The sequence below is a fragment of the Nocardiopsis sp. CNZ308 genome (assembly GCF_004217075.1).
In genome coordinates, this window is record NZ_SHKJ01000001.1 from 463,469 (window position 1) to 489,085 (window position 25,617).

At 72.9% G+C, this 25,617-nt stretch carries 20 protein-coding genes; 2 read left to right on the forward strand and 18 right to left on the reverse strand.

Features of this window, described 5'->3' with window-relative positions:
* Positions 1-11: 11 nt before the first annotated feature.
* Positions 12-4,562 carry a glutamate synthase large subunit gene (gene gltB, locus EV372_RS01985; protein ID WP_130394604.1) on the reverse strand — a complete coding sequence of 1,517 codons (4,551 nt, stop codon included), beginning with the start codon at positions 4,560-4,562 and terminating at the stop codon, positions 12-14.
* Positions 4,563-5,150: 588 nt separating this feature from the next.
* Here gltB and EV372_RS01990 point away from each other — a divergent pair.
* On the forward strand, positions 5,151-6,980 hold the full coding sequence (locus tag EV372_RS01990; RefSeq protein ID WP_130394605.1) for a bis-aminopropyl spermidine synthase family protein: 1,830 nt from the start codon (positions 5,151-5,153) through the stop codon (positions 6,978-6,980).
* A gap of 143 nt (positions 6,981-7,123) precedes the next feature.
* On the opposite strand, the gene EV372_RS01995 is transcribed toward EV372_RS01990, so the two are convergent.
* The 14 genes from EV372_RS01995 to hisI all read right to left on the reverse strand — a co-directional run bounded on the left by EV372_RS01995 (position 7,124) and on the right by hisI (position 19,393).
* On the reverse strand, positions 7,124-8,185 hold the full coding sequence (locus EV372_RS01995) for a hypothetical protein (protein WP_486484085.1): 1,062 nt from the start codon (positions 8,183-8,185) through the stop codon (positions 7,124-7,126).
* Between the two features lie 160 nt (positions 8,186-8,345).
* Entirely contained in the window at positions 8,346-9,590 is a 1,245-nt protein-coding gene (locus tag EV372_RS02000) for a hypothetical protein (protein WP_130394606.1), read from the reverse strand.
* A 94-nt stretch (positions 9,591-9,684) separates the two neighbouring features.
* The gene (gene lgt / locus EV372_RS02005) at positions 9,685-10,797 is read right to left on the reverse strand and encodes a prolipoprotein diacylglyceryl transferase (protein WP_130394607.1); all 1,113 of its coding nucleotides are present in this window, start codon (positions 10,795-10,797) and stop codon (positions 9,685-9,687) included.
* A 55-nt stretch (positions 10,798-10,852) separates the two neighbouring features.
* The gene (locus tag EV372_RS02010) at positions 10,853-11,833 is read right to left on the reverse strand and encodes a DsbA family protein (RefSeq protein ID WP_130394608.1); all 981 of its coding nucleotides are present in this window, start codon (positions 11,831-11,833) and stop codon (positions 10,853-10,855) included.
* A 45-nt stretch (positions 11,834-11,878) separates the two neighbouring features.
* Positions 11,879-12,391 (reverse strand): MauE/DoxX family redox-associated membrane protein, encoded by a 513-nt coding sequence (locus EV372_RS02015; RefSeq protein ID WP_130394609.1) that lies wholly within the window; start codon positions 12,389-12,391, stop codon positions 11,879-11,881.
* Positions 12,392-13,013: 622 nt separating this feature from the next.
* Complete coding sequence (trpA, locus tag EV372_RS02020) at positions 13,014-13,832, reverse strand: tryptophan synthase subunit alpha (RefSeq protein ID WP_130394610.1); 819 nt, start codon at positions 13,830-13,832, stop codon at positions 13,014-13,016.
* Complete coding sequence (trpB, locus tag EV372_RS02025) at positions 13,829-15,046, reverse strand: tryptophan synthase subunit beta (protein WP_019610966.1); 1,218 nt, start codon at positions 15,044-15,046, stop codon at positions 13,829-13,831. The genes trpA and trpB overlap by 4 nt, the downstream gene beginning before the upstream one ends.
* Positions 15,047-15,286: 240 nt before the next feature.
* On the reverse strand, positions 15,287-16,093 hold the full coding sequence (gene trpC / locus EV372_RS02030; RefSeq protein WP_130394611.1) for an indole-3-glycerol phosphate synthase TrpC: 807 nt from the start codon (positions 16,091-16,093) through the stop codon (positions 15,287-15,289).
* 222 nt (positions 16,094-16,315) lie between these two features.
* Positions 16,316-16,651, reverse strand: coding sequence for a CD225/dispanin family protein (locus tag EV372_RS02035; RefSeq protein ID WP_130394612.1), 336 nt, complete (start codon positions 16,649-16,651; stop codon positions 16,316-16,318).
* 85 nt (positions 16,652-16,736) lie between these two features.
* Positions 16,737-17,240, reverse strand: coding sequence for a DUF2752 domain-containing protein (locus EV372_RS02040; RefSeq protein WP_130394613.1), 504 nt, complete (start codon positions 17,238-17,240; stop codon positions 16,737-16,739).
* 118 nt (positions 17,241-17,358) lie between these two features.
* Positions 17,359-17,760, reverse strand: coding sequence for a CD225/dispanin family protein (locus tag EV372_RS02045; protein ID WP_071622474.1), 402 nt, complete (start codon positions 17,758-17,760; stop codon positions 17,359-17,361).
* Between the two features lie 267 nt (positions 17,761-18,027).
* Positions 18,028-18,360, reverse strand: a complete 333-nt coding sequence (locus EV372_RS02050; RefSeq protein WP_013154194.1) for an HGxxPAAW family protein — start codon at positions 18,358-18,360, stop codon at positions 18,028-18,030.
* Positions 18,360-19,052 (reverse strand): Trp biosynthesis-associated membrane protein, encoded by a 693-nt coding sequence (locus EV372_RS02055; RefSeq protein ID WP_130394614.1) that lies wholly within the window; start codon positions 19,050-19,052, stop codon positions 18,360-18,362. The genes EV372_RS02050 and EV372_RS02055 overlap by 1 nt, the downstream gene beginning before the upstream one ends.
* Positions 19,049-19,393: a phosphoribosyl-AMP cyclohydrolase gene (gene hisI, locus EV372_RS02060; RefSeq protein ID WP_013154196.1), complete on the reverse strand. Its 345-nt coding sequence runs from the start codon at positions 19,391-19,393 to the stop codon at positions 19,049-19,051. The genes EV372_RS02055 and hisI overlap by 4 nt, the downstream gene beginning before the upstream one ends.
* Positions 19,394-19,602: 209 nt before the next feature.
* Between hisI and EV372_RS02065 the strand changes: the two genes are divergently transcribed.
* A complete protein-coding gene (locus EV372_RS02065; RefSeq protein WP_130394615.1) occupies positions 19,603-20,598 on the forward strand; it encodes a phosphoheptose isomerase family protein in 996 nt (331 codons plus the stop codon).
* Between the two features lie 188 nt (positions 20,599-20,786).
* On the opposite strand, the gene EV372_RS02070 is transcribed toward EV372_RS02065, so the two are convergent.
* From EV372_RS02070 to EV372_RS02080, 3 genes are all read right to left on the reverse strand, one after another.
* Entirely contained in the window at positions 20,787-22,634 is a 1,848-nt protein-coding gene (locus EV372_RS02070) for an ABC transporter ATP-binding protein (protein ID WP_130394616.1), read from the reverse strand.
* Positions 22,631-24,652, reverse strand: coding sequence for an ABC transporter ATP-binding protein (locus EV372_RS02075; RefSeq protein ID WP_130394617.1), 2,022 nt, complete (start codon positions 24,650-24,652; stop codon positions 22,631-22,633). The genes EV372_RS02070 and EV372_RS02075 overlap by 4 nt, the downstream gene beginning before the upstream one ends.
* Before the next feature lie 330 nt (positions 24,653-24,982).
* A complete protein-coding gene (locus tag EV372_RS02080; protein ID WP_019610974.1) occupies positions 24,983-25,564 on the reverse strand; it encodes a peptidoglycan-binding domain-containing protein in 582 nt (193 codons plus the stop codon).
* Between the last annotated feature and the right edge of the window lie 53 nt (positions 25,565-25,617).

Genomic DNA, 25,617 nt, shown 5'->3' on the forward strand with positions numbered 1-25,617 from the left:
CTCCTCTCGTGTCAGGACTGTGCGGAGGCCATGACGGCCTCGTTGACGTCGCGGCCCTCGCGTTCGGCCTCGGCCTGGGCGAGCAGGACGCGCTTGTAGTCGCGCGGCATGATCTTGGCGATGCGGTCGATGCCGCCGTCGGTGAGGATGCGGTCGGCGACGGCCGATCCGGTCTCGGCGCGGTGGCGGGTGAGGACGTCGGTGAGGAACGCGCGGTCCTCGTCGGTGAGGGCCTCGATCTCGACCATCTCGGTGTTGACGCGTTCGTGGTCCAGGTCCAGGACGTAGGCGATGCCTCCGGACATGCCGGCGGCGAAGTTGCGTCCGGTGCGGCCGAGGACGACGGCGCGGCCGCCGGTCATGTACTCGCAGCCGTGGTCGCCGATGCCCTCGACGACGGCGAGGGCGCCGGAGTTGCGGACGCAGAAGCGTTCGCCGACGACGCCGCGCAGGAGGATCTCTCCGGAGGTGGCGCCGTAGCCGATGACGTTGCCGGCGATGATGTGGTCCTCGGCGACGAGCTGGGAGGCGTTGTCGGGGCGGACGATGACGCGGCCGCCGGACAGGCCCTTGCCGACGTAGTCGTTGGCGTCGCCGGACAGGCGCAGGGTGACGCCCTTGGGTACGAAGGCGCCGAAGGACTGGCCCGCGGATCCGGTGAAGGAGACGTCGATGGTGTCGTCGGGGAGGCCGTTGGCGCCGTGGCGCTTGGTGACCTCGTGTCCGAGCATGGTGCCGACGGTGCGGTTGACGTTGCGTACGGGCAGTTCGAGGCGTACGGGCTGGCCGAAGTCCAGGGCGCCCTCGCTGAGCTGGATGAGGGTGTTGTCCAGGGCCTTCTCCAGGCCGTGGTCCTGGAGGCGCTGCTGGACGCGGTGGTCGCCGGCGCGGGGTTCGACCTCGTGCAGGATGGGCGACAGGTCCAGGCCCTGGGCCTTCCAGTGGGTGACGGCGTCGTCGGTGTCGAGCAGGTCGATGGAGCCGATGGCCTCGTCCAGGCTGCGGAAGCCGAGCTGGGCGAGGTACTCGCGGACCTCCTGGGCGATGAACTCGAAGAAGTTGACGACGTATTCGGCCTTGCCGGAGAAGCGCTCGCGCAGGAGCGGGTTCTGGGTGGCGACGCCGACGGGGCAGGTGTCCAGGTGGCAGACGCGCATCATGACGCAGCCGGAGACGACGAGGGGTGCGGTGGCGAAGCCGTACTCCTCGGCGCCGAGCAGGGCGGCGATGACGACGTCGCGGCCGGTCTTCATCTGGCCGTCGGCCTGGACGACGATGCGGTCGCGCAGGCCGTTGAGCAGCAGGGTCTGCTGGGTTTCGGCGAGGCCGAGTTCCCAGGGGGTGCCCGCGTGCTTGAGGGAGGTCAGCGGCGAGGCGCCGGTGCCTCCGTCGTGGCCGGAGATGAGGACGACGTCGGCGTGTGCCTTGGACACGCCGGCGGCGACGGTGCCCACGCCCGCCTCGGAGACCAGTTTGACGTGGACCCGGGCGGAGGGGTTGGCGTTCTTGAGGTCGTGGATGAGTTGGGCGAGGTCCTCGATGGAGTAGATGTCGTGGTGGGGCGGCGGGGAGATGAGCCCGACGCCGGGGGTGGAGTGGCGGGTCTGGGCGACCCACGGGTAGACCTTGTGGCCGGGCAGCTGGCCGCCCTCGCCGGGCTTGGCGCCCTGGGCCATCTTGATCTGGATGTCGTCGGCGTTGCTGAGGTAGTGCGAGGTGACGCCGAAGCGGCCGGAGGCGACCTGCTTGATGGAGCTGCGGCGCAGGTCTCCGTTGGCGTCGGGGGTGAAGCGGTCGGGGTCCTCGCCGCCCTCGCCGGTGTTGGACTTGCCGCCGAGGCGGTTCATGGCGATGGCGAGGGTCTGGTGGGCCTCGGCGGAGATGGAGCCGTAGGACATGGCTCCGGTGGAGAAGCGCTTGACGATCTCCGAGACGGGTTCGACCTCGTCGACGGGCACGGGTTCGCGCACGCCGTCCTTGAAGCGCAGGAGACCGCGCAGGGTCATGAGCTTCTCGGACTGGTCGTCGATCTGGGAGGTGTACTCCTTGAAGATCTCGTACCGGCGGGTGCGGGTGGAGTGCTGGAGTTTGAAGACGGTCTCGGGGCTGAACAGGTGCGGTTCGCCCTCGCGGCGCCACTGGTACTCGCCGCCGACCTCCAGGCGCCGGTGGGCGCTGGGGTTGGCGGTGTGGGCGCGGCGGTGGCGGATGGCGACCTCCTCGGCGAGGACGTCGAAGCCGACGCCGCCCAGGCGGGAGGTGGTGCCGGTGAAGCAGCGGTCGATGACCTCGGCGCCCAGGCCCAGGGCCTCGAAGATCTGGGCTCCGGTGTAGGAGCTGACCGTGGACACGCCGATCTTGGACATGATCTTCAGGACGCCCTTGCCGTACGCCTTGACGGTGTTGCGGACGGCCTGGTCGGCGTCGACGCCGCCGATGGTGCCGCGCTCGACGAGGTCGCGGACGGTGGCCAGCGCCAGGTAGGGGTTGACCGCGGAGGCGCCGTAGCCGATGAGCAGGGCGACGTGGTGGCATTCGCGCACGTCGGCGGCCTCGATGAGGAGTCCGACCTCGGTGCGGGTCTTCTCGCGGACGAGGTGGTGGTGGACCGAGCCGGTGAGCAGCAGCGAGGGGATGGGCGCGCGGCCGGCGTCGGCGCCGCGGTCGCTGAGCACGAGGATGTGGGCGCCGTCGGCGATGGCGGCGGAGACCTCGGTGTTGATCTGCTCCAGGCGTGCGGAGAGCGCGTCGCCGCCGCCGTCGACGGGGTAGGTGCCGTCGACGGTGAAGCTCTTCAGGGCGGGGTTGCCCTGTCCGGCGGCGACGATGGCGGCCAGTTCGGCCTGGTCGACGACCGGGGTGGGCAGGACGAGGCGCTGGGTGCTGCCGGGTGCGGCGTCGAGGATGTTGTGCTCGGCGCCCAGGAGGGTGGCCAGGCTGGTGACCATCTCCTCGCGGATGGCGTCCAGGGGCGGGTTGGTGACCTGGGCGAAGTTCTGCGAGAAGTAGTCGAAGAGCTGGCGGGAGCGCTCGGAGAGCGCGGCCACCGGGGTGTCGGTGCCCATGGATCCGATGGGTTCGGCGCCGGTGCGGGCCATGGGGGTGAGGATGACGCGCAGTTCCTCCTCGGTGTAGCCGAAGACCTGCTGGGCGCGCTGGAGTTCGGTGACCGGGACGGGCCGGGCGTCGGGCAGGTCGGCCAGGCGCAGGACGCCGGTGTCGATCCACTCCTGGTAGGGGTGCTCGGCGGCGAGTTCGGCCTTGATCTCCTCGTCCTCGACGATGCGCCCCTGGGCGGTGTCGACGACGAAGATGCGGCCGGGCTGGAGGCGTCCCTTGCGCACGATGGCGGCGGGGTCGATGTCCAGGACGCCGGCCTCGCTGGCGAGGACGACGAGGCCGTCCTCGGTGACCCAGTAGCGGCCGGGGCGCAGGCCGTTGCGGTCCAGGACCGCGCCGACGAGGGTGCCGTCGGTGAAGGACACCGAGGCGGGGCCGTCCCAGGGCTCCATGAGGGTGGAGTGGTACTCGTAGAAGGCCCGGACGGCCGGGTCCATCTCGGTGTGGTTCTCCCAGGGCTCGGGGATCATCATGAGCACCGCGTGCGGCAGGGAGCGTCCGCCCAGGTGGAGCAGTTCCAGGGCGTCGTCGAAGGACGCGGTGTCGGAGTCGTCGGGGTCGACGATGGGGAAGATCCGGTCGAGGCGGCCGGGGATGAGGTCGCTGGCGAGCTTGGCCTCGCGCGCCCGCATCATGTTGCGGTTGCCCTTGACGGTGTTGATCTCGCCGTTGTGCGCGACGTAGCGGAACGGGTGGGCGAGCGGCCAGGACGGGAAGGTGTTGGTGGAGAAGCGGGAGTGGACCAGTGCCAGGCCGGAGGCGTAGCGCCGGTCGGACAGGTCGGGGAAGAACGGCTCCAGCTGCGGGGTGGTGAGCATGCCCTTGTAGGCGATGGTGCGCGGGGACAGGCTCGGGAAGTAGACGTCGCTCTCGTGCTCGGCGCGCTTGCGTACGCAGTAGGCGTGGCGCTCCAGCTCGATGCCGGTGAGGCCCTCGGTGGCGGTGCCGGGGGTGCCCGTGATGAAGAGCTGCCCGAAGTAGGGCATGGCCTGGCGGGCGGCGGGGCCGCTGTACTGGGGCTCGAAGGGCAGTTCGCGCCAGCCGAGCAGGGTCAGGCCCTCCTCGGCGACGATGGCGTTGATGCGTTCGACGGCGGCGGCGCGCTCGGCGGCGTCGGCGGGCAGGAACCCGATGCCGGTGGCGTAGGCGCCCGCCTCGGGCAGGGTGAAGTCGCAGACCTCGGTGTAGAGCTCGTGCGGGATCTGGGTGAGGATGCCCGCGCCGTCGCCGTCGTCGGGGTCGGCGCCGGAGGCTCCGCGGTGGTCGAGGTTGCGGAGTACGGTGAGCGCCTTCTCGACGATGTCGTGGCTGCGACGTCCAGTGAGGTCGGCGACGAAGCCCACACCGCAGGCGTCGTGCTCGAAAGCGGGGTCGTACAGGCCCTGGGAAGTGGTCTCGGGGTTCGTTCGGACGGACGAACGCCGCACCTGGCCAGCAGGCATCTACCCTCCTGTCGTCTTGCGTTGGCTTCGTGAAAAGCGCATCCGGGACGACGTTGGCCCTGCTGCGTGCGGATGGAGTTGTGTCGCCGCGTGGTGCGGCGGTGACCGTCGTGTGGGCGCCGTGGCCGCCTCCGTCGTGCGGCCACGTCCTCGTGGTCGCCGGTGGCGGGTGGGGTCGCCCGTGACGGGCAGGTTCCCTTATACATGCCGGTCCAGCCGCGACGTTAATCGCAGGTCTAGACCATGTGGCGCCGCGGTGCGCCGGTGGCCCCTGGCCGCGCCCGGGTGTGTGCGGGCTCGGGCACGGTCCGGGAGAGGTTCCCGGTGCGGGCTGGCCTAGCGGATTTTTCCACGAGGGAACCCCGCTAAACCTCCCAAAGAGGCCGAAACACCAACCTTGGAGGTCGGGAACGTCACTTCGGGCGTGCGGGCGCGACGCGCCGCACGCCCACATTACCCCGGTGTTAACCGCGTCCCCAAGAGGGCGGGGGGCGGGGCCGCGAGTGATATCCCCCTCACCGGGCGGTGCCGCTGACCTGGGTGGCGGTGGGCCGCGCGCCGCCCCGGCGCGCGTGGGACGATCGGTGCATGCACGCGACTCCTCCGGGCCCGGACGGCCCCCCTTCCGCTGCCTCCGGGCGGGTACCGGGCGCGGGCGGCTCCGCTGCCCGCGCCGACCGCTCCCCCGACGGCCCGCCGCCCCTTCCCGAGCCCGCCGCGGAGCTGCTGCGCGCCCACGGCGTGGACGCGCCCCGGCTGCGCCGTGTGCTGGCGCTGCTCTCGGACGGGCGCGAGTGGGAGGCGAACGCGCTGGTGCGCGCCAGCGGTGTCGCGTACGCGCTGGTGTCCTCCCTGGTGGGGGCTCTGGCGGAGGCCGGTGAGCTGTTGCCCGGGGAGGGGCGGGGCCGGGTGCGCCTGGTGCGGCCCGAGCGCTACACGGGCGCGGCCGGGGAGGAGCCCGCCGACCCGGTGGCCCACCTGCTCCCCCGCTACTCCCGGGCGCTGGCGGAGCTGGCGCGGGCCGTGGAGGAGGGGCCCGCCTCGGACCTGGACCTGGACCACGTGGCCGCGACGGCCGAGACCGCGCTGCGCCGGGCGCTGCTGCTGTCCACCCGGTTCGACCTGCGCGACCGCACGCTCCTGTGCGTGGGCGACCACGACCTGACCTCGGTGGCGCTGACCCTGGTGTGCCCGGGCGCCCGGGCGCAGGTCGTGGACATCGACGAACGCGTCCTGGCCCACATCGACGCCCTGGCGGCCGAGCTTGGGCTGGCGGTGCGCACGCACGCCGCGGACCTGCGCCTGGGGTTGCCGCCCGCGGTGCGCGGCGGCGCGGACGTGGTGTTCACCGATCCCCCCTACACGCCCGACGGGGTGGAGCTGTTCGTGCGGCGCGGTGTGGAGGGGATGGCCGATCCCCGCCGGGGCCGGGTGCTGGTGGCCTACGGGGCCAGTGAGACCACCCCGCGGCTGGCCGCGGCCACGCAGGCGCGGCTGGTGCGGATGGACCTGCTGCTGGAGGCGGTGTGGCCGGACTTCAACCGCTACCACGGGGCCGAGTCGATCGGCGCGGCCTCCGACCTGTACGTGCTGCGGCCGCTGGCGCGTACGCTGCCCGCTCCCTCGGGCGAGGCGGCGCGCGTGTACAGCCAGGGCGTGAACGCCAAGGAGGCCCGGGGCGGTCTGGACGCCGACCGGGCCCGTGCCGTGCTGGACCGGGTGGCCGGGGAGGCCGTGGGCGCCGCGGGTCCCGGTGGAGCCGGGCAACCCGGCGGGACCCGTGGGTCCGGGGAGGCCGGGGAGGCCGGGGAGACCGGTGGTGAGCGCGCGCCGACGTTGGTGGGCGCGTGGCCGGGCGAGGTCGCCGGGTCGGGGCGGGTGCGCCTGTCCACGTGGTTGGAGGCGCCCGGGCAGGGCGGCGGACGCGCGGTGGTCAATCTCACGGGCGGGTGGGACCGCTGGGCGGCGCGGGCGGCCCTGGCCGCCGCCGCGGACACCGTGTACGTGCTGGTGCCGTCCTCGGCGGCGTGCGTGCGCGACGAGGCGGGCCAGCGGGGGCTGCGCGCCCTGGTGGAACCGCGCTTCGGGGTGCGGTTCCTGCGCGGGTTCGGCGCGGACGGCCTGACGGCGGTGCGGCTGACCCGGCGTCCGGACGCGGACTCGGCGGTGGACCGGCTGCTGGTGTACGCGCAGGAGAGGGCGCACGGCACGCTCACCGCGACCCTGCGGGCGGGGCTGGTGGAGGTGTCGGCGTGGCGGGAGAGCCCGGTCAACAAGCGCACGGCGCGCCACGCGGTGGCCGCGGCGCCGGAGTGGGTGTCCGGGCACACCCTGCTCGATCTGCCCGAGCACCGCTTCGGCGAGCTTCGCGGGGTGGCCGCCGACCTCCTGGAGCGGGTGGGGTCCTCCCCGGCCTGACGCGGTGACGCCGGGCGCGGCCGCCGGAACGGGCCCGTTCTTCCCGGCTCCGCCGTGGAGGCCCGCGCCGTTGCCGGGGCCGTCGGCGAAGGGGCCCGCGGTGGTGCCGCGGGCCCCTTCGTGTGTGTGTGGGGGGGGGAGGATCAGCCGGTGCCGGTGGTCCCGGTTCCGGGCAGTTCCGTGCCCGTGCCCTCGGTGCTCGTCGTACCGGTGCCCTCGACGCCGTTCACGCCCTCGCCCTCGGTCCCCGTGCCCTCGGTCCCGGTGCCCGTTCCGTCGGTTCCGGTTCCCTCGGTTCCGGTTCCGTCGGTGCCCTCGGTGCCCTCCGTCGTCCCCTCGGTGCCGCCGCCGGTGGTGCCCTCCTGCTGCACCATGCGCCGGTAGAGCGGGTCGCGGAAGTTGGCCAGCGCCACGAGCGGCCCGGAGAGGCTGACCCTGTCCTCCACCGACTCCGAATCGGTGGGCTGCACCCACACCAGGACCAGGTAGTGGCCGCTGACGACCGCGTCGCTGGCGCTGTAGCCGCTGCCCAGGCGGTCGAAGGGCTCGGCGCCGGACGGCGAGAGCACGAAGCCGGGGTCCTGGGCGCCCTCCCCCTCGGGTTCGGCGAGGGCCGCGGCGACCGCGCGGCTGCCCTCGACGTCGGCGAGGTTGAACACGGCCACGACGCCGAAGTAGGTGTCGGACACGTAGGTGGCGCGCCCGGCCTGGGTGCAGTCGGCCTCGGCCAGGGCGGCCTTGGCGGGCTCGCCCCACACCGCGGCGGCGCAGTCCTCGGCCAGGACCGATTCGCCCAGGGTGAAGTCGATGCTCTGGCTGGAGATCTCGGCGTTGCGGTCCCCGAACAGCTCGTTCTCGTTGAGGGGGCGGCTGTCGGCCTCGCGGGTGGCGAGCACCTCGTTCATGCTGCCGGCGTCGACGACCCGGTACACGGCGGGGCGGGTCTGGGGGGCGGCCTGCCCCTCGCCGCCGCCCTCCCCCGCGTTGAGGTACAGGACCACGCCGAGGGCGATCAGCGCCACGACCAGCACTCCGGCCACGATGGCGATGAGGGGGCCCAGGCGCCTGGACTCCTTCTTCCTGCGCCCCCCGGCCCGTCGGCGCCCGCCCTCCAGGGAGGAGCGCCCCTCGGGCTCGGTGTCGGGCTCGCTGGTCTTCCTCCGACGCCCCGCGGGTCCGGACGCCGACGGTTCAGAAGGGGACACCCAATGGACCTTTCCTCTGGATGCGGTCCGGCCCGCGCGTACGCGGGCCGGACCGGTGTGTTCGGGGGTGTTGTGAGGCCGGGAATCCTCGCCGCGCCTCGTGTGACCTCGGGTCGGTCTGTCGCAGATCCTATCGGGGCCTCCGACAGGCCGGGACAGACTACTCCTCGGCCTGCTCCGCCGCCTGGTTCACGGCCACGACCTCCTCGTAGACGTAGCGCGCCGCGTTCATGGAGGCCACGCTCAGCGTCGCCATGTCGGCGTTGTCCCCGGGCGGGGAACCGTCGGTGTCGGCCACCCAGAACACGGCCAGGTAGTGGCCCATGACCTGGGTCGTGGCCTGGCTGTAACCGTCCTGGAGGCCGGGGATCTCGTCGCCGGTCTGCGTGAGCAGGAACCCGGCGCCGCTCTCGGCGTTGGTCGGGTCCAGCTCGCGCTCGACCTCGGCGGCGGCCTCGGCGTTGGCCAGATCGAACAGGGTGAACTGGGCCACGTGCTGCTCGTCGCCGTCGGTGTACACGCCGGAGGCGGCCTGGACGCAGTTGGCGTCGATCAGGCTCTGGCCGAGTTCCTCGCCCCACACCAGGGAGGTGCAGGAGTCGGTGACCGAGCCCTGGCGCAGCTCCAGGTTCACGTCGTCCAGGCCGATCTCGCGGACCGGGTCGAAGACGCTCTCCTCGGTCATCGGTTCGGTGCCCTCGGGGCGCTCGTTGATGGCGCCGAAGACGTCCTCGCGGTTGGGCTCGGACAGGTACAGCTCCGGGGTGAGGGTGCTGTGCCCGTCCGGCGGGGCCACGACCGTGTCGTCCCCGCCCGCGACGGCGCCGCCGTTCCCGGCGAAGAGCTGGTAGGACAGCAGGCCGAGGAGGGCGATCAGCGCGACGCTGAACGCTCCGAGCAGGAGGCCGAGCACGGCGGTGCCGCGCTTGCGCTTGCTCTGCTCGGCGAGGGTGTACACGATCTGGTTGGGCCGGTCGCCCAGGACCGAGACCCTCTTGATCGCGGCGGCGGAGAAGGCCGAGACCTTGTTCACTCCCGTGGCTCCGGCCCGCCTGCCTCCGGCGGCCCGGTCGCCCGGGCTCCTGCGGCGGGAGGAGGTGCGGGCCCCCCGGCCCTTCCTGCGGCGCGAGGCGCGGCCGCCGGTCTCCTCGGCGTCGTCCGCGTCGGCGCCGCCGGTGCCGTCGTCCTCGTCGTAGGCGTCCTCGTCGTAGGACCCGTCGTCATAGGGTCCGTCGTCGTAGCCGTCGTCGGCGGGACGGGTGTGGCCGTACTCCGCGGAGAAGTCCTCCTCGGGGTCGTACCCCTCCTCGTCCCGGTCCAGGATCTGGTCGTCGGTGCGGTCCTCGGTGCGGGCGCTTTGGGCGCGGCGGCCTCTGCGGCCGTACCCGGACTCAGCTCTGCTCACGGTCTTTCTCAATCGTCAACCCGTGGTCTGCTCGAAAGGTACAGGGGCCCAGACGCGTGTCCGGACACGGCCGGTCCACGTGGCTTCCCTGTGTCTACTCGGGCTTCGTCCCGGGTTCGGTTCCCGTGTCCCCGGCGTCCCTGTCGGTCGAGCCCTCGCTACTAGATCGTTCAGGGCTCGGGTGGTATTCCGTCCCCGCCTCCTGTGAGCTGGAGCTTTGCGAACCGACACGCGATTCCTCGCTGTCCAGGGCGCTGTAGACGGTGCTGTCGTCGCGCGTCTCACCCTCGGTTGTGGGCCCGAACACCTGGGTTCCGGCGTCGTGGCCGTGGGGGACGACGGCGCTGGAGAAGGAGTCGATGCGCCGTCCCGCCCACACGAAGTAGGCCAGGGCGGCGAGGAGGACCAGGAGGGATGTCCAGTTGTTCAGGCGCAGGCCCAGGAAGTCGTTGGCCGGGTCCACGCGCAGGTACTCGATCCAGAACCGGCCCGCGCAGTAGCCCGCGACGTAGAGGGCGAACAGGCGTCCGCCCTGGAGGGAGCGCTCGTAGCGGCGGCCCGCCCAGGCCAGCAGGACGGCCAGGCCCAGGCACCACAGGGACTCGTAGAGGAAGGTGGGGTGGTAGGTGCTCACGCCCAGTTCCATGCCCGGGCGCAGGGCGCCGTTGGGGTAGGGGGAGATCTCCACGGCCCAGGGCAGGTCGGTGGGCCTGCCGAACAGCTCCTGGTTGAAGTAGTTGCCCCAGCGGCCCAGGGCCTGGGCCAGGGGGAGGGTGGGGGCGATGGCGAAGGAGAGCTTGGACATGGACAGGCCGCGCTTGCGGGCCACCAGCCACACGCCCAGGGCGCCCATGGGGATGGCTCCCCAGATGCCGAGTCCGCCCTCCCAGATGTACAGGGCGCGGATGGGCTCGCGGCCCTCGGCGAAGTACAGCTGCGCGTCGCTGACGACGTGGTAGAGGCGTCCGCCGACCAGGCCCAGGATCACGGCCCACACGGCCATGTCCATGATGGTGCCCTTCTCACCGCCCATGGCGGCCCAGCGCCGCTCGCTCCACAGCACCGCGACGATGACTCCGGCGAGGATGCACAGGGCGTAGAAGTGGATCTGCAGCGGCCCGATGGGGATGGAGTTGACCTGCGGGCTGGGGAAGGCCGCGAGGGCCCGGCCGAACTCGACCGCGCCCTCCGTGGCTGTCGACGACAATGTCACTGGTCTGCTCTCGGGTTCGCCCCGCGTGCGGGGGTGTCTTCGGGGATGGCTACTCCGCGCCACCCCCGTCGCCTGTGGGTTGGGTGTCGACCTCGCCGGGTTCCGCTGAGGCGATCGCCTCGTTGAGGCCCCGGGCGGTCATGGCGGTGTCGTTGTCGAGCAACTCACCGTTGATGTAGACGGAGGGCGTTCCGCGGAAGGCGTTGTCTCCGCTGTAGCGAGTGTAGGCGTTCCCGGTGGCTTCGATGATCTGGCCTGTGTAGGTCCCCTCCAGGAACGAGGGGTCGTGGCCGTGCTCGGCACCCCAGGCGAGCAGGTCGGACAGCACCATGGTGGCGAGGGTCTCCTCGCCGATCTGCGCCATGGCGTCCTCGGACAGGGCGGGCAGGAACTCCTCGGTGAACCGGGAGACCACGGCGGCCTCGTCGTCCACCCGCTGGTCGAACCGCTCCTGCTGCTCCGGGGTGGGGTCGGTCTCGGCGAACCACTCCTTGAGCTGGTCGACGGTGAAGCCCTCGGTGCGCTCGGTGGGCTGGTGCTCGAAGAGGATGTCGTTGTAGCGCACGAACCGGTCGTGGTCGGCTGCGGCGCGGGCGGCGGCCCCGGCGCGCAGCGAGTTGCTGCTCAGGGGCACCGGCTGCTGGGCGAAGATGCTGACCGGCCGGTAGTGGACGATGGCCTCGCCCTGGGCGGCGTTCTCCTTGAGGACGCCGCCGTTGAGGAGTTCGAACTGGCGGCAGGCGGGGCACTGGTAGTCGGCGTAGACCTCGACGACGGGGGCCGAGGCGCCCTCCTGGGCCATGACGACGCTGCCGTCCTGTTGGAGGGTGGCGGGCGCCAGGGCCCCCTCGTACTCGCCGCTGCGGCGGTCGGCGTTGAGGGCGACGTAGCCGATGCCGACGATGAGCAGCACCGCCGCGGCGGCGACGCCCACCACGATGAGGGTTCTGTTGCGCTTGGCCCTGCGCTTGTCCTTCTCCCTCTCTTCCTTGAGCTTCTCGCGGGAGCGCCTGCGCGCTTCACTGCCCATGTCTTCCCCTGTTCCTCACTGCTGGATACGGTCGGCCGTCCGGGGTCACCGGAACAGGCCGAGTGCGCGGTCGACGGCGAAGGGCGAACGCGGCCAGACCGCGACGAAGGCGCCCATCGCCGCGAAGGCGATGTCGCGGGCGATGGAGAGCCCGTAGGTGGTCTCCTCCGGGTCGACCTGTCCGCCGCCGCCGAAGCAGCCGCAGTCGATGCTCAGGCCCCGGGCCATGGCGGAGAGGATCCCGGCGATGAAGACGACCATGAGCAGCGCGCTGACGGCGCCGACGTAGCGGGTGGCGAGCCCGACCAGGAGCAGGGCGGCCAGGGCGAGTTCGAACAGGGGGAGGGTGTAGCCGATGAACCGCGCGGCCTCGGCGGGGAAGAGGTCGTAGGCCTCGACCGCCTGGACGGACAGGGCCGGGGGGAACTTGGAGACGGCGGCGAGGACCAGGACGGCGGCCAGTCCGACGCGGCAGGCGAGGCTGAGCCAGGGCTGGACGGCCTCCCAGCGCGATCCGGGCGCGGGTTCGGTGGCGGGCGTCTGGTCGGTCGTGTCCATCACTGCGGCCTCCGGGGAGAGAGCGGGCGGGTCATCGGATGTGCGGGGCGGGTGCCCCCGTCTGCGGGCGGGAGCGGGAGCCCCTGCCTCCTTCCGTTCGGTGCGGCCGTGGCCGTGGCGCCCGCCGGAGCGGACGCGGGTCCTTCCATGGAGTCGTCGCCGGGCCGTGCGGGGTTCCCGGGACGCGGGGATGTGGCCACCGCCACCGCGTCGCCGCCCGTCCCCGTGCGCGTCCGGTGCGGACACGGCCCCTGGGGGCGGGCGGGCGTGGGGGGAGGGGGACCTCGCGACCACGGTGCGTGGGCGCGCCGTCGCCCTTCGCGTCGGGTCAGATCCTACTGCTTGTGTTGAGTGCGTGACGCTGTGTCCGGGATTTCGGGCGCAGCGAGCGGCGTCCGCCGGGGCGGAGGGTGCTCCCTCTCCGTCATGAGTACCTTGTCGAAGGGGTGCCGGGGGGTTCTGCGCGAGTCCTCCCACCCGGTTCTCACCGGCTCGACCGTCACCCTGCCCCGCCCTGCGGCGGACGGGCCCCGGGGCGGGAACCGCATGACGAAGGCGGGGGCCGTCCCGTGGACGGCCCCCGCCGGTGTTCACGCGTCCCGCCGGTCACGGGCCCCTCGGGTCAGGTGCGGCCCGAGCGCACGCCCCGCGCCAGTTCCTGGGCGAAGGAGCGGACCGCGACGAGCCCGGTGTCCAGGTCCGGCGCGTCCAGAACGCGCTGGCAGAACCCGGCGCCGACGATCACGCCGTCGGCGTAGGCGGCCACCTCGGCGGCCTGGGCGCCGGTGGAGATGCCCAGGCCCACGCAGACGGGCAGGCCGGAGCCGCGGGTCGCCTCGCGGGTGCGCCGCACCAGCGAGGCGGCGGTGTCGGCGACCTGGGTGCGGGTGCCGGTCACGCCCATGAGCGAGGCGGCGTACACGAAGCCGGTGCACTCGCGCGTGGTCAGGGCCAGGCGCCGGTCGGTGGAGGAGGGCGCGACCAGGAACACCCGGTCCAGGCCGCAGGAGTCGGAGGCGGCCACCCACTCCTCGGACTCCTCGGGGATGAGGTCGGGGGTGATCACCCCGGCCCCGCCCGCCTTGGCCAGGTTCGCGGCGAAGCGCTCGACGCCGTAGCGCTCGATGGGGTTCCAGTAGGACATCACCACGGCGGCGGCGCCGGTGGCGGCGGTGGCCTCCACCACGCGGAACACGTCGTCGGTGGTGGTGCCCGCGGCCAGGGCGCGGTCGGCGGCACGCTGGATGGTGGGGCCGTCCATCATGGGGTCGGAGTAGGGCAGGCCGACCTCGATGACGTCGCAGCCCCCCTCGACCATGGCCTGGATGACCCGGACGGAGGACTCCACGTCGGGGAACCCGGCGGGCAGGTAGCCGATCAGGGCGGCGCGTCCGGCCTCGCGGGCCTCGGCGAGCTTGGTCTGCAGTGCGGTGGCGCTCACGCCTGTCCCTCCGGGTCAACGAGGCCGAAGTAGGCGGCCGCGGTGTCAACGTCCTTGTCGCCGCGCCCGGAGAGGTTCACCAGGATGACGGCGTCCGGGCCGAGGCGCTCGCCGAGCTTGCGGGCGCCGGCCAGGGCGTGCGCGCTCTCTATGGCGGGGATGATGCCCTCGGTGCGGCACAGCAGCCGGAAGGCCTCCATGGCCTCGGCGTCGGTGACCGGCTCGTAGGTGGCGCGGCCGGTGTCGGCGAGGTAGGCGTGCTCAGGGCCCACCGCCGGGTAGTCGAGTCCGGCGGAGATGGAGTGGCTGGGCAGGGTCTGGCCGTACTCGTCCTGGAGCACGAAGGTGCGCGCCCCGTGGAAGACGCCGGGGCTGCCCGCGGTGATGGAGGCGGCGGTGCGGGTGGTCTGCGCCCCCTCTCCCCCGGCCTCGAAGCCGTACAGGGCGACCTCCTCGTCGGGGATGAAGGCCGCGAAGACGGCCATGGCGTTGGAGCCGCCGCCCACGCACGCGGCGACCGCGTCGGGAAGCCTGCCGACGCGCTCCAGGACCTGTTCGCGGGCCTCCTGGCCGACGACGAAGTGCAGGTCGCGCACGAGCTTGGGGAAGGGGTGCGGTCCGGCGACGGTGCCGAACAGGTAGTGGGTGCGGTCGACGTTGGCCACCCAGTCGCGGAAGGCCTCGTTGATGGCGTCCTTGAGGGTGCGGCTGCCGATGGTGACGGGGACGACCTCGGCGCCGAGCATGCGCATGCGGGCGACGTTGAGCGCCTGGCGGCGGGTGTCCTCCTCGCCCATGTAGATCACGCACTCCAGACCGAGCAGGGCGCAGGCGGTGGCGGTGGCCACGCCGTGCTGTCCGGCTCCGGTCTCGGCGATGACGCGGGTCTTGCCCATGCGCCTGGTGAGCAGGGCCTGGCCGAGGACGTTGTTGATCTTGTGGGATCCGGTGTGGTTGAGGTCCTCGCGCTTGAGCAGGATCCGCGCGCCGCCGCAGTGCTCGGAGAAGTTGCGGGCCTCGCTCAGGGCGCTGGGGCGCCCGGTGTAGTCCTTGAGCAGTTCGGCGAGTTCGGCCTGGTACTGGGGGTCCTGCTTGGCCTTCTCCCACTCCGCGGCCACCTCGTCGAGGGCGGCGACGAGGGCTTCGGGCGCGAAGCGGCCGCCGAAGCGGCCGTAGTGCCCGCGCTGGTCGGGCAGGGGTTGGTCGTGGCTCATTGCACGCTCTCCTGGGAAGGGCCGAGCGCGGGGCTCCCCCGGCCTCGCGCCGCGGGGTCCGCGCGCCGACCGGCTGTGCGCCGCCCGGCTCCGGCGGCGCGTTCTGACTGTGGGTCAACGCGGCGGCGGGAACCCGCGGCTCACTGGCGCGGGTTCCCTAGAGCCATCGCCATCTGCGGACGGGGCGCGTCGCCGCCGCGTCCGCTGGTGCCTGCGTCAACCCTCTCACGGTCTGTGCCCCTAGTTCCGGTCCCGCAGGGCGGGGTGGGCCCCGGCGGTGACCAGGTCGGCGACGGCCTCGCGCGGGTTGCGGCCGCGGACGAGGCTCTCGCCGACGAGGACGGCTCCGGCTCCGGCTCCGGCGTAGGCCAGCAGGTCGTGCGGGCCGCGGACACCGGACTCGGCGATCTTGACGACGTCGGAGGGGATGAGGGGGGCGAGCCGGGAGAAGGTGTCCCGGTCCACCTCCAGGGTCTTGAGGTTGCGGGCGTTGACGCCGACGACGGTGGCCCCGGCGTCGAGTGCGCGCGCGACCTCCTCCTCGTCGTGGACCTCCACCAGCGGCATCAGGCCGAGCGAGCGGGCCCGCTCCACCAGGGAGACCAGGGCCTCCTGGGGCAGGGCCGCGACGATGAGCAGCACGGCGGAGGCGCCGAAGACGCGGGCCTCCCACAGCTGGTAGGAGCTGACCACGAAGTCCTTGCGCAGCAGCGGGGTGTCGACCGCCTTGTGGACGGCCTGGAGGTCGGCGAGGCTGCCCTGGAAGCGGCGCTGCTCGGTGAGGACGCTGATCAGGGCGGCGCCGCCGGCCTCGTAGTCGCGGGCCAGGGCCGCGGGGTCGGTGATGGCCGCGAGGGGGCCCTTGGAGGGGCTGGCCCGCTTGACCTCGGCGATGACGTGCACCCCCGGTCGGCGCAGGGCGGCTTCGGCGTCCTTCGGGGTGGGCACCGACCCGGCCTGGGCCTTGAGGCGGTCAAGGGGCAGGTCCTCCTGCCGCTGCGCCAGGTCAGCGCGTACTCCGTCGAGGATCTCGTCGAGCACGCTCACCAGTTACTGCTCCCTCGTGAAAGTGGGCCGGCACGGCGGTGGCCCGGGTGCGGGCTCCTCGCGCGGCGGGATCGGACACCGCCGCACCGTGTTGCTGGTCATCGTATCCACCCGTGGGCGCCGCGGGGCCGCCGACCCCGTCGGAGACCACCACTGCGGCGGTGGCGGAAGCCGGAAAGGGGCTCGTGCACCGGTGTGTCGGCGCAGCGCGCCGGTGGGCGGTCACACGGTCGCCAGTATCCCGATCATGAAGACGAAGTACAGGAGCCAGAACACGGCGTAGAGGGCCAGGAGGATGAAGCAGACCAGGCCGATGATGCCCAGGACCTTGGCGGTGTCGGAGGCGGACTGCGCTCCCGCGTAGTCGCCCGTCTGCCACTTGCTGCTGACCTGGAGCGCGAAGATCAGGCCGATGATGCCGATCACCGGCATGCAACTGACGATGCCCAGGATGTTGAACACCAGGTAGTTCTTGGGGGGTCCGCCGGGGGGCGGGGCGTAGTAGCCGTAGCCGCCGGGAGGGCCGTAACCGCCGTTGGGCGGGGGGCCGTAGTGCATGGGGGAACTCTCCAGAGTCTGTGGTGCGTGTGGTAGCGGGTCCGCTCGTCGGTTCAGATCGCGGGACACCCGTTCCGGTTCTGTGTCACCACCCGGGAAACAGCGGTGTCCCGGGGGCGAGGAAGGAGAACCAGGGCAGGTTTCGGGCCACCCAGTACACGAGGATGAGGACGAGCAGGCCCCAGATGAACCAGGTGGGGGTGAGGCGGCGCGGTCCGCGGCGGAAGCCGAGCGCGTCGGCGAACCAGCGCGCGTAGGACAGCAGCAGGTAGGGGGCCAGGACGAACAGCAGGGGGTTCATGCTGATGGCGCCGAGGATGTCCAGGTTGGTGGTGAGCGCGACCGCGCGCATGGTCCCGCAGCCGGGGCAGAAGGTTCCGGTGAGCAGGAGCCAGGGGCATGTGGGGTAGTTGCCGGGCTCGTTGGGGTCCAGGACGTGGAGGAGCAGGGCGCCGGCCAGGCCCACCGCGCCCAGGGAGACCGGCCAGACGACCGGGTGCACGCGCTCGACGAGGTTCTGGAGGCGGTTGGGGCGAGGCGCGGGCGGCGGGGTCGCCGGAGCGGGGCCGGGGTTCTCGTGGAGGTGCACGGGGCCAGCCTACCGATCACGTGTGCCGTCGGGGGAAAAAGCGGCTCCGCCCTCGTGGTAGCGCGAGGGCGGAGCAGGGATGTGGTGCACGCGGCGCTGCCGTGGCGGCGCCTCGCTACTAGTAGGTGTAGCTGGTGTCGTAGCTGGGAGCGCTACCCACGAGGATCACGATGAAGATGATGTAGAGGATCGTGCCGATCACGCTGAGGATGAACAGCACCAGGCCGATGATGCCCAGGATCTTGGCGGTCTTCGCCGAGGACTCGGCACCGGCGTAGTCACCGGAGGACCACTTGCTGTTGACCTGGATGGCGAAGACCAGGCCGATGATGCCGATCAGCGGGATGCAGCTGATGATCCCCAGGATGTTGTGGATCAGGTAGTTCTTCGGCGCCGGGCCCGAGGGGGGCTGGGCGCCGTAGCCACCGGAGGGCGGGCCGTAGCCGCCGCCCCCGGGGGGACCGTAGCCGCCGCCGGGGGGCGGGCCGGGGTTGCCGGGGGGAGGGGGACCGTAACTCATGCTCGGTACAACTTTCCGGAAGAGGACAAGGGATTTACGCGGCGCACGGAGGAACACTCCGGCCCAACACGGGGCAGGGTTGGATCACCGGATCGCATACACCGCGGGCAGAAAGGAATGATGCCAGATCGGTGAGACTCCCACCGAACCGAACCGACGCGGGAGTCGTGGCCGGTGAGCCGAATCTACCCGCCCCGTGGGACCTTCGTCCATATTTCCGTTATTCACTCGTTGTGAGCTGCGGCTTCCCTGGTGCGCCGGTGTCCGTCAGGCCTTGGTCGCGTCGGGGTCCAGGGCGGGGCCGGGCTGCGCGGCGGCGGGCTCGGGCTGCGCGGCGGCGGACTTGCGGCCGGCCTCCCACTCCTCGCGCGTGGGCGGAACCGGGCGGGGCTCCTTGCGGCCGTAGCCGGCCTTCTTCATGACACCGGCGATCGCGGCGAGCACGACGCTGGCGACGAGGGCGACTGCGGTCCACAGCAGCAGGTCGCCGCCGAGGAAGACGATGACGAAGGCCGCCACGGACCACGCCACGATCCAGGACACGGTGAGGAACCAGGCGGACAGGGTGTTGCCGTGGTCGTCGTGGTGCTCGTCGGCCATCAGGTGTTCTCCTTAGGTTCGGCTGGGCGTGCTGCCCGCGGTGCGTGGGCGGCGCCGTCGGGGTCCGCGGGCGTGGCGCCCGCGGGCTCGGCGTCGAGTGTGGGGTCGTCACCGGCGTCCAGCGACCTCCACAGGTCGGAGGGCGTCTCGGACCGGGTCGCGCGCGGTGCGGCGTCCCGATCGTACCGGGTGCCCATACCAGGCCAGGCAGGGGCTCGCAGTACCGCGACCAGCCCCGCCGCGACCAGGAGGACGGCTCCGGCCACGGCCATGGCGGGCCCCAGGGCCAGCAGGCGGGGGTCGGCGGCCACCTGGGCGGCCCCGGCGGTGTCGGTGGTGCTGTCGGCCATCGCGGCCAGGAGCGCGTCGGGGCGGGTGGCGCCCCAGACGGCGTTGAGGGCGCCCGCTCCGCCCAGGGCGACGAGGAGGCCGACCGCCCGGCGGCCCCATCCCCTGGTGGCGTACAGGCCGGCGATCCCGGCCAGGCCGGCCCAGCCGAAGCCGCTCAGGGCTCCGGTGAGGTCGGTTCCGGTGAGCTCCACGGAGACGGGGGCGACCGGCCCGGGCGCGGTGAGTTCGCCGGTCGCCCACTGGCGTCCGGCGGCGGCGAGCAGGAGTCCGGCCCCGGCGGCCAGGGCGAGCATGGCCAGGCCGTACTCCCGGCGCACGCGGGGCGAGGAGGCCGAACTCACAGGAGTCTCCCGGCGTCGAAGCAGGTGTGGTCGCCGGTGTGGCAGGCGGCGCCCTCCTGGTCGACGCGGACCAGAAGGGTGTCCCCGTCACAGTCGAGTGCGACCGACACCACACGCTGGGTGTGTCCGGAGGTGGCTCCCTTGACCCAGTACTCGCCGCGGCTGCGCGACCAGTAGGTGGCGGAGCCGGTGGTGAGGGTGCGGTGCAGGGCCTCGTCGTCCATCCAGGCGAGCATGAGGACCTCCCCGGTGTCGTGCTGCTGCACGACGGCGGGGACGAGGCCGTCCGGGTTGCGCTTGAGTCGGGCGGCGATGTCCGGGTCGAGGCTGGTGACGCTCATGCACTCCAGGTTATGGCCGCCGCCGGAGCGTCCCGCACCGGGTGTCCCCTGGCGTCGGGGGCGCGGGTCGGGGCGGTGCGGGGGCTGTTCGGGACGGGACGGCGGGGGGCGCGGGGCCGGGGGGCGGTGGGCGCGGGGAGCCGGGGGCCGCGGATGTCCTAGAGTTCGTGCGTCGTCCCTCGCCCTGCCTTCGTACCCTGGGGGGTTTCGTGACCGCCGAGTCCCTGTCCCGCGACCTCGCGGGCAAGCCCGAGGCGCTGATCCGGCTCGCCGAGCGCTTTCCGCGGTGGGATCCCTACGCCGCGCTGCCCGCGCTGCTCGACGACGAGCCCGCCGCGGTGCGCTTCCTGGGCCTGGGCGCGGCGCGGCACGCGTGCGAGGTGGCGGCGACGCGGCTGCGCCGGGCGGGGATCGCGGCGAGCGCGGACTTCTCCTCGTCGGCGGAGGAGCCGCCCGCGGGTCCGGAGACGCTCGTGGTCGCGGTGAGCCTGGGCGGTGGGCAGCGCGAGCTGTACACGGTGCTGGACCGCTACGTGGCGCGGTCGCCGGTGATCGTGCTGGCCCCGTCGGTGGACTCGGTGGTGGGGCGGCAGGCGGATCTGCTGGTGCCGCTGCACGCGGGTGAGGAGGCGAGCGGTGTGGGCTGTCGCGCCTACCAGCACGCGCTGGCCCTGCTCCTGCTGTTGGGGCACCGTCTGGGCGCTCCCCGGACGGGCAACAGCCAGTCCCTGCCGGGGCTGCTGCGCCGCACGGCGAACGCGACGGCTTCGCTGCTGGAGAGCGCGCCGGGGTGGGTGCCTGAGGTCGCCCGGATCCTGGATTCGCCGCACGGGGTGCACATGGTGGCCCCGGCCGAGCGCATGGCGTCGGCCTGGCAGGGGGTGCGGGTGCTGCGCCAGGGGCCGGTGCGGGTGGCGCACGCGTGTGAGACCGGGGAGTGGTCGCACACCGACCGCCACCTGGCGGCGGTGACGGACTACCGGGCGCTGCTGTTCGCGGGTTCGGCCTACGACGAGCGCTTCGCCCAGCACCTGGGGCAGTTGCGGGGGGCGTTCGTGGCGGTGGGCCCCACCCCCGGCCAGGAGCGGATGCCGGAGGCGGAGCTGACCGTGCGCTACCCGGGCGACACCGACCAGGACGTGAGCCTGCTGGTGGAGCCGCTGGTGGCGGAGCTGCTGGCGGCGCACTGGTGGCGCGGCCGGTAGCGCTCTCGGCGGTCAGCGGCGGGCGTCCACAGGCCCGGCCGGGGCGTTGCCCGGGTCCGGGCGGCCCGGGGTGAATGGATCAGGGGGGCCGCCCCGCCGTCGGGACGGACACGGCGCCCCCGGATCGACGCCAGCCCGGCGGGGACGTGCGGGCGCACCCCCTTCCGCCGGCCTGTGGACGGTCCCGGTCAGGCCGAGGAGCGCACCCAGGAGGCGTACAGGTCGGCGTACACGCCGGGCCTGTCCACCAGTTCGGTGTGCGAGCCGCTCTGCACGATGCGCCCGTCGTCGAAGACGAGGACCCGGTCGGCGGCCTCGGCGGTGGAGAGCCGGTGCGCGATGGCCACGGAGGTGCGTCCATGCGTGAGCCGGTCCAGGGCGCGCTGGATGCGCACCTCGGTGTGCGGGTCCACCGCCGAGGTGGCCTCGTCCAGTACCAGCAGGTCGGGGTCGGCGATGTAGGCGCGCACCAGGGCGACGAGCTGCCGCTCCCCCGCCGAGAGCGACTCCCCGCGCTGGCCCACGGGGGTGTCGAGTCCGTGGGCGAGGCTGTCGAGCCACTCGGCCAGCCCCAGTTCGGTGACGGCGGCCTCCAGTTCGGCGTCGGTGCTCTCGGGGCGGGCGAAGCGGATGTTGTCGCCCAGGGAGCTGTCGAAGAGGAAGCCCTCCTGCGGGACCATCACCACGCGGCTGCGCAGGGAGGAGAAGGCCACCTCGCGCAGGTCGACGCCGTCGAGCCGGACGGTGCCCTGGGCGGGGTCCATGAGGCGGGTGAGCAGTTTGACGAAGGTGGTCTTGCCAGAGCCGGTCTCGCCCACCACGGCCACGCGGGTGCCGGGGGTGATCTCGACGCTGACGTCGTCGAGGACGACGGGGCCCTCGGGGTAGGAGTAGGTCACCCCGTCGAAGGAGACCCGGACCGGTCCGCGCGGCAGCACCCGGCCCGCCTCGCCGGGGTCGGCGATGTCGGGGACGGTGTCGAGCACGCCCAGGACGCGGCGCCAGCCCGCGATGGCGTTCTGGGCCTCGTTGAAGATCTCGGTGGCCATCATCATCGGCTGGATGAACAGGGTCATCAGGAACAGGAAGGCGATGAGCTGCCCGGCGGTCAGGCCGCCGTCCAGGCCGAGCCAGACGCCGATGAGGACGACGGCGGTGTTGCCCAGGGCCGCGATGATCTCGGCGAAGGGCGAGACCGCCATGGACAGCCGCTGGGCGCGGATCTGGGAGCGGCGCGTGGTCAGGACGGTGGTGTCGATGCGCTCGGCGGTGCGCCCCTCGGTGCCGTGGGCGCGGATGACGGAGGCGCCCATGACGGTCTCGCCGATGACGCCGAGCATGTCGCCGGTGTTCTCGCGGACCGTGAGGTAGGCCTTGGAGAGCAGTTTCTGGAGCCAGCGCACGCCGAACAGCAGCGGCAGGAAGCAGATCCACACCACGAGGGTGAGCTGCCAGGAGTAGACCGCCATCAGGACGGTGGCGACCAGGAGCTGGCCGCTGCTGACCAGCAGGAGCAGGCCGCCCCACTGCATGAAGGTGCTGATCTGGTCGACGTCGCTGGTGACGCGCGAGACCAGGGCGCCCTTGCGCTCGCTGTTCTGGGTGAGCACGGACAGGTCGTGCACGTGCCGGAAGGCCTTGCGGCGCAGTGTGGCCAGGCCGGACTCGGTGGCCCGGTACAGGCGCACGTTCATCAGGTAGGAGCAGATCATGGTGACCACGAGCAGGGCGGCGCAGACGGTCACCATGCGGGTGACGAAGCCCAGGTCGGGGCCGTTCGCGCCGGTCAGCCCGTTGTCGATGATCTGCTGGACGGCGATGGGCACGATGACCTTGCCGGCGGTGGCCACGACGGCGAAGGCCAGGGTGAGCCACAGGCCGCGGGCGAACTCCGGGGAGAGCCGCAGGCCGCGCCTGAGCGTGTCCATCGCCCCCTCGGAGGAGCGGTGCAGCGACACGGCCGGGTCGTCGGGGGCGCGGCCGGGCCGCTCCTCCCCCTCCCGCTCTCGCTGCTCGTCGCGGGTGGGCGCGCTCATCGGGTGGCCTCCTCGGCGGCGTCGTCACGGGTGGGGCGGGAGGGTTCGAGGGGGCCGGGTTCCTCGGGCAGCGGGTCCGTCTCGGCCTGCCCCTCGGCGGAGGCGCGCTCGTAGGCGGTGACGAGCCTGGTGTAGCCGGGCGAGGTGGTGAGCAGTTCCTCGTGGGTGCCGCGGGCCAGCACGCGTCCGCGTTCCATGTAGACGACCTCGTCGGCGAGTTCGATGGTGGCGCGGCGGTAGGCGACCACGACCACGGTGGCGGCGTCGTCGCGTTCGCGCAGGCCCGCCAGGATCTGCGCCTCGATCTGGGGGTCCACCGCCGAGGTGGCGTCGTCCATGATGAGCAGCCTCGGGCGGCGCACGATCGCGCGGGCCAGGGCCAGGCGCTGGCGCTGGCCTCCGGAGAGGGTGGTGCCCTTCTCGCCGAGCCGGGCGTCGAGTCCGCCCTCCAGCTCGCGGACGAAGCCGTCGGCGCGGGCCAGGCGCAGGGCGGCCCAGACCTGGTCGTCGTCGGCGTCGGCGTCGGCGCCCAGGGTGATGTTGTCGCGGACGCTGTCCTCGAACACGAAGGTGCCCTGGGGCACCAGGGCCGCGTGCCGGGGGATCTGGTCGCGGGCCAGGTCGCGCACGTCGACGCCGTCGAGGGTGACGGTGCCCGTGTCGGCGTCGACCAGGCGCATGAGGACGGTGGTGAGCGTGGACTTGCCCGACCCGGTGGGGCCGACCAGTGCGACGGTGCGTCCGGGGGCGATGTCCAGGTCCACGCCGTTGAGGACGGTGGTGCGCGGCGCGGTGTCGGCGCCGCCGTCCATGAGGTCGCGCGCGCCGCCCCGCTCGTCGTAGGAGTCGGCGTAGGAGAAGGTCACGCCGCGGGCGCTCAGGGCGATGCCGGTGGGGGTGTCCTCCAGGGTGCGGGTGCCGTACTCCATGGCGCCGCCGGAGTTGAGTACGGACTGGACGCGGTCCCAGCCCACGACGCTGCGGGGCAGGTCGCCCAGGATCCACCCGAAGGAGCGGATGGGCAGGGCCAGGAGGGTGAACAGGAAGGCGATCTGAACCAGGTCCCCGGCGTCGATGGCGCCGGTGGACAGCCGCCACATGCCCAGGAGCAGGACGGCGAGCACGCCGAAGTTGGGCAGGGCCTCCATGACCGGGTCGAACATCGAGCGCATCCGGCCGACCTGGATGAGCGCGTCGCGCAGGCGGTGGGCGGCGGAGGTGAAGCGCTCGGTCTCGGTGTCCTCGCGGCCCAGGGTCTTGACGACGAGGGCGCCGTCGAAGGACTCGTGGGCGACGCCGCTGACCTCGGCGCGCAGCGCCTGGGCGCGCGAGGCCATGGGTGAGACGCGCCGTTGGAAGACGACGTTGGCGGCGGCCAGGACCGGGAAGACGACGAAGGCGACCAGGGCCAGGACCGGGTCGGTGGTGAGCATGGCGATGGCCGCGATGACCAGCATGAACACGCTGCCGACGGCCATGGGCAGCGGGGCGAGCGGCTGCCAGGCGGCCTCGACGTCGGCGTTGGCGTTGGACAGCAGCTGTCCGGTGGGGTGGCGGTGGTGCCAGGACAGGGGCAGTTCGAGGTACTTGCGGGCGACGGCGCGGCGGTAGCGGGCCTGCATGCGGAACTGCATGAGCGCGGCGAGCATGCGGCGCATGGCGATGCCGGTGGCCTTGCCCAGTCCCACGCCCATGAGGAGCGCGGCGGCGCCGACGAGGGCGGCGGTGGTGGTGCTGCCCTGTTCGAAGGCGGGGAGGATGGTGGCGTCGGTGAGGTGGCCCAGGACCGAGGCGGAGCCGACGTTGACGGCGGCGTGCAGCATGGCCCCGATGACGGCGGCGAGGAAGACCCACGGTTCGGTGCGGGCGGCGACCCACAGCACCCGCATGCCGCGGGAGAAGACCCCGGTGTGCTCGGCGGCGTCGGTCCCCCGGCGCGCTCCCGGTCCGTCGGCGGCTCCGGGCGGTGCCGTTCCCTCCTCGTTCTCCGGTTCCCTCGTGCTCGTACCCCGCGCCATACGCCCCCCGTTCTCCTCCGTGGCCGGGCAGGCCCGGCGCAGCCCGACACGCGCGCGGCGGCCCCCGGGCATGCCGGAGGGCGCGGACGTGCGCGTGTCGTGTCAACCTATCCAGCGGCACCGACAAGGTTCCACCGGATTGTTTCAGCGCGCGGCGCGACGGGGCTATTCCGTCCGGTTCGGGGTGTGGCGGGGCCGGTTCCGGTCGCGGGCGGGGGCGGGGGCGCGGGGCGGTCGCGCGCGGCGGCGCCCGGGCCCCGAGAGGGTGGGCCCGGGCGCCGCCGGGAGGGGTGCGTCCCGGTCACGGTCGCCGGGACGTCGCGGGGCCGGTCAGCGGGCGTAGTCCTGGTAGCTGATCACGGCGTGGAAGGAGACGGGCCCGAAGATCCCGTCGACGCCGATGCCGAAGTGCTCCTGGGCGGCGCGGACGGCCCGCTCGGTGGCGGGTCCGTAGACGCCGTCGGTGGCCAGGTGGGCGTTGAACTTGGCGTTGAGCTCGCGCTGGATCATGGTGACGACCGGGCCGGTGTCTCCGCGGCGGAACTGGTGCTGGCCGAAGACCAGCTCCTGGAAGTGCTCCCAGGTGTCGGGGTTGAGGTCGCCGTCGTTGTGCAGGCCGAAGGCCTCCTGGTAGGTGACGAGGGTGTCGTGCAGGTCCTGGTCGAACTCCAGGTTCAGCTCGCCGGGGTTGATCTCACCCGAGGAGAGCAGCATCTTGGCGGCGTAGACGTCGATGCTGGAGTCGCCGAGGGTGTACTCGGGCCAGACCTGGGACTCGATGGCGGCGAGGACCTCGGGGGAGGTCTGGTCGAGGTCGTCGGCCAGGGCGGCGGGCGCGGTGGCGAGGGCGGTGGTCGCGGCGAGGGCGGCGGCCGCGAGGAGGGAGGCGGCCCGCCCGGTGGTGGTGGACATGGAGAGGTTCCTTTCCCCTGTGGTCCCTGTGGTCGGTGCTGCGCGGTGGTTCG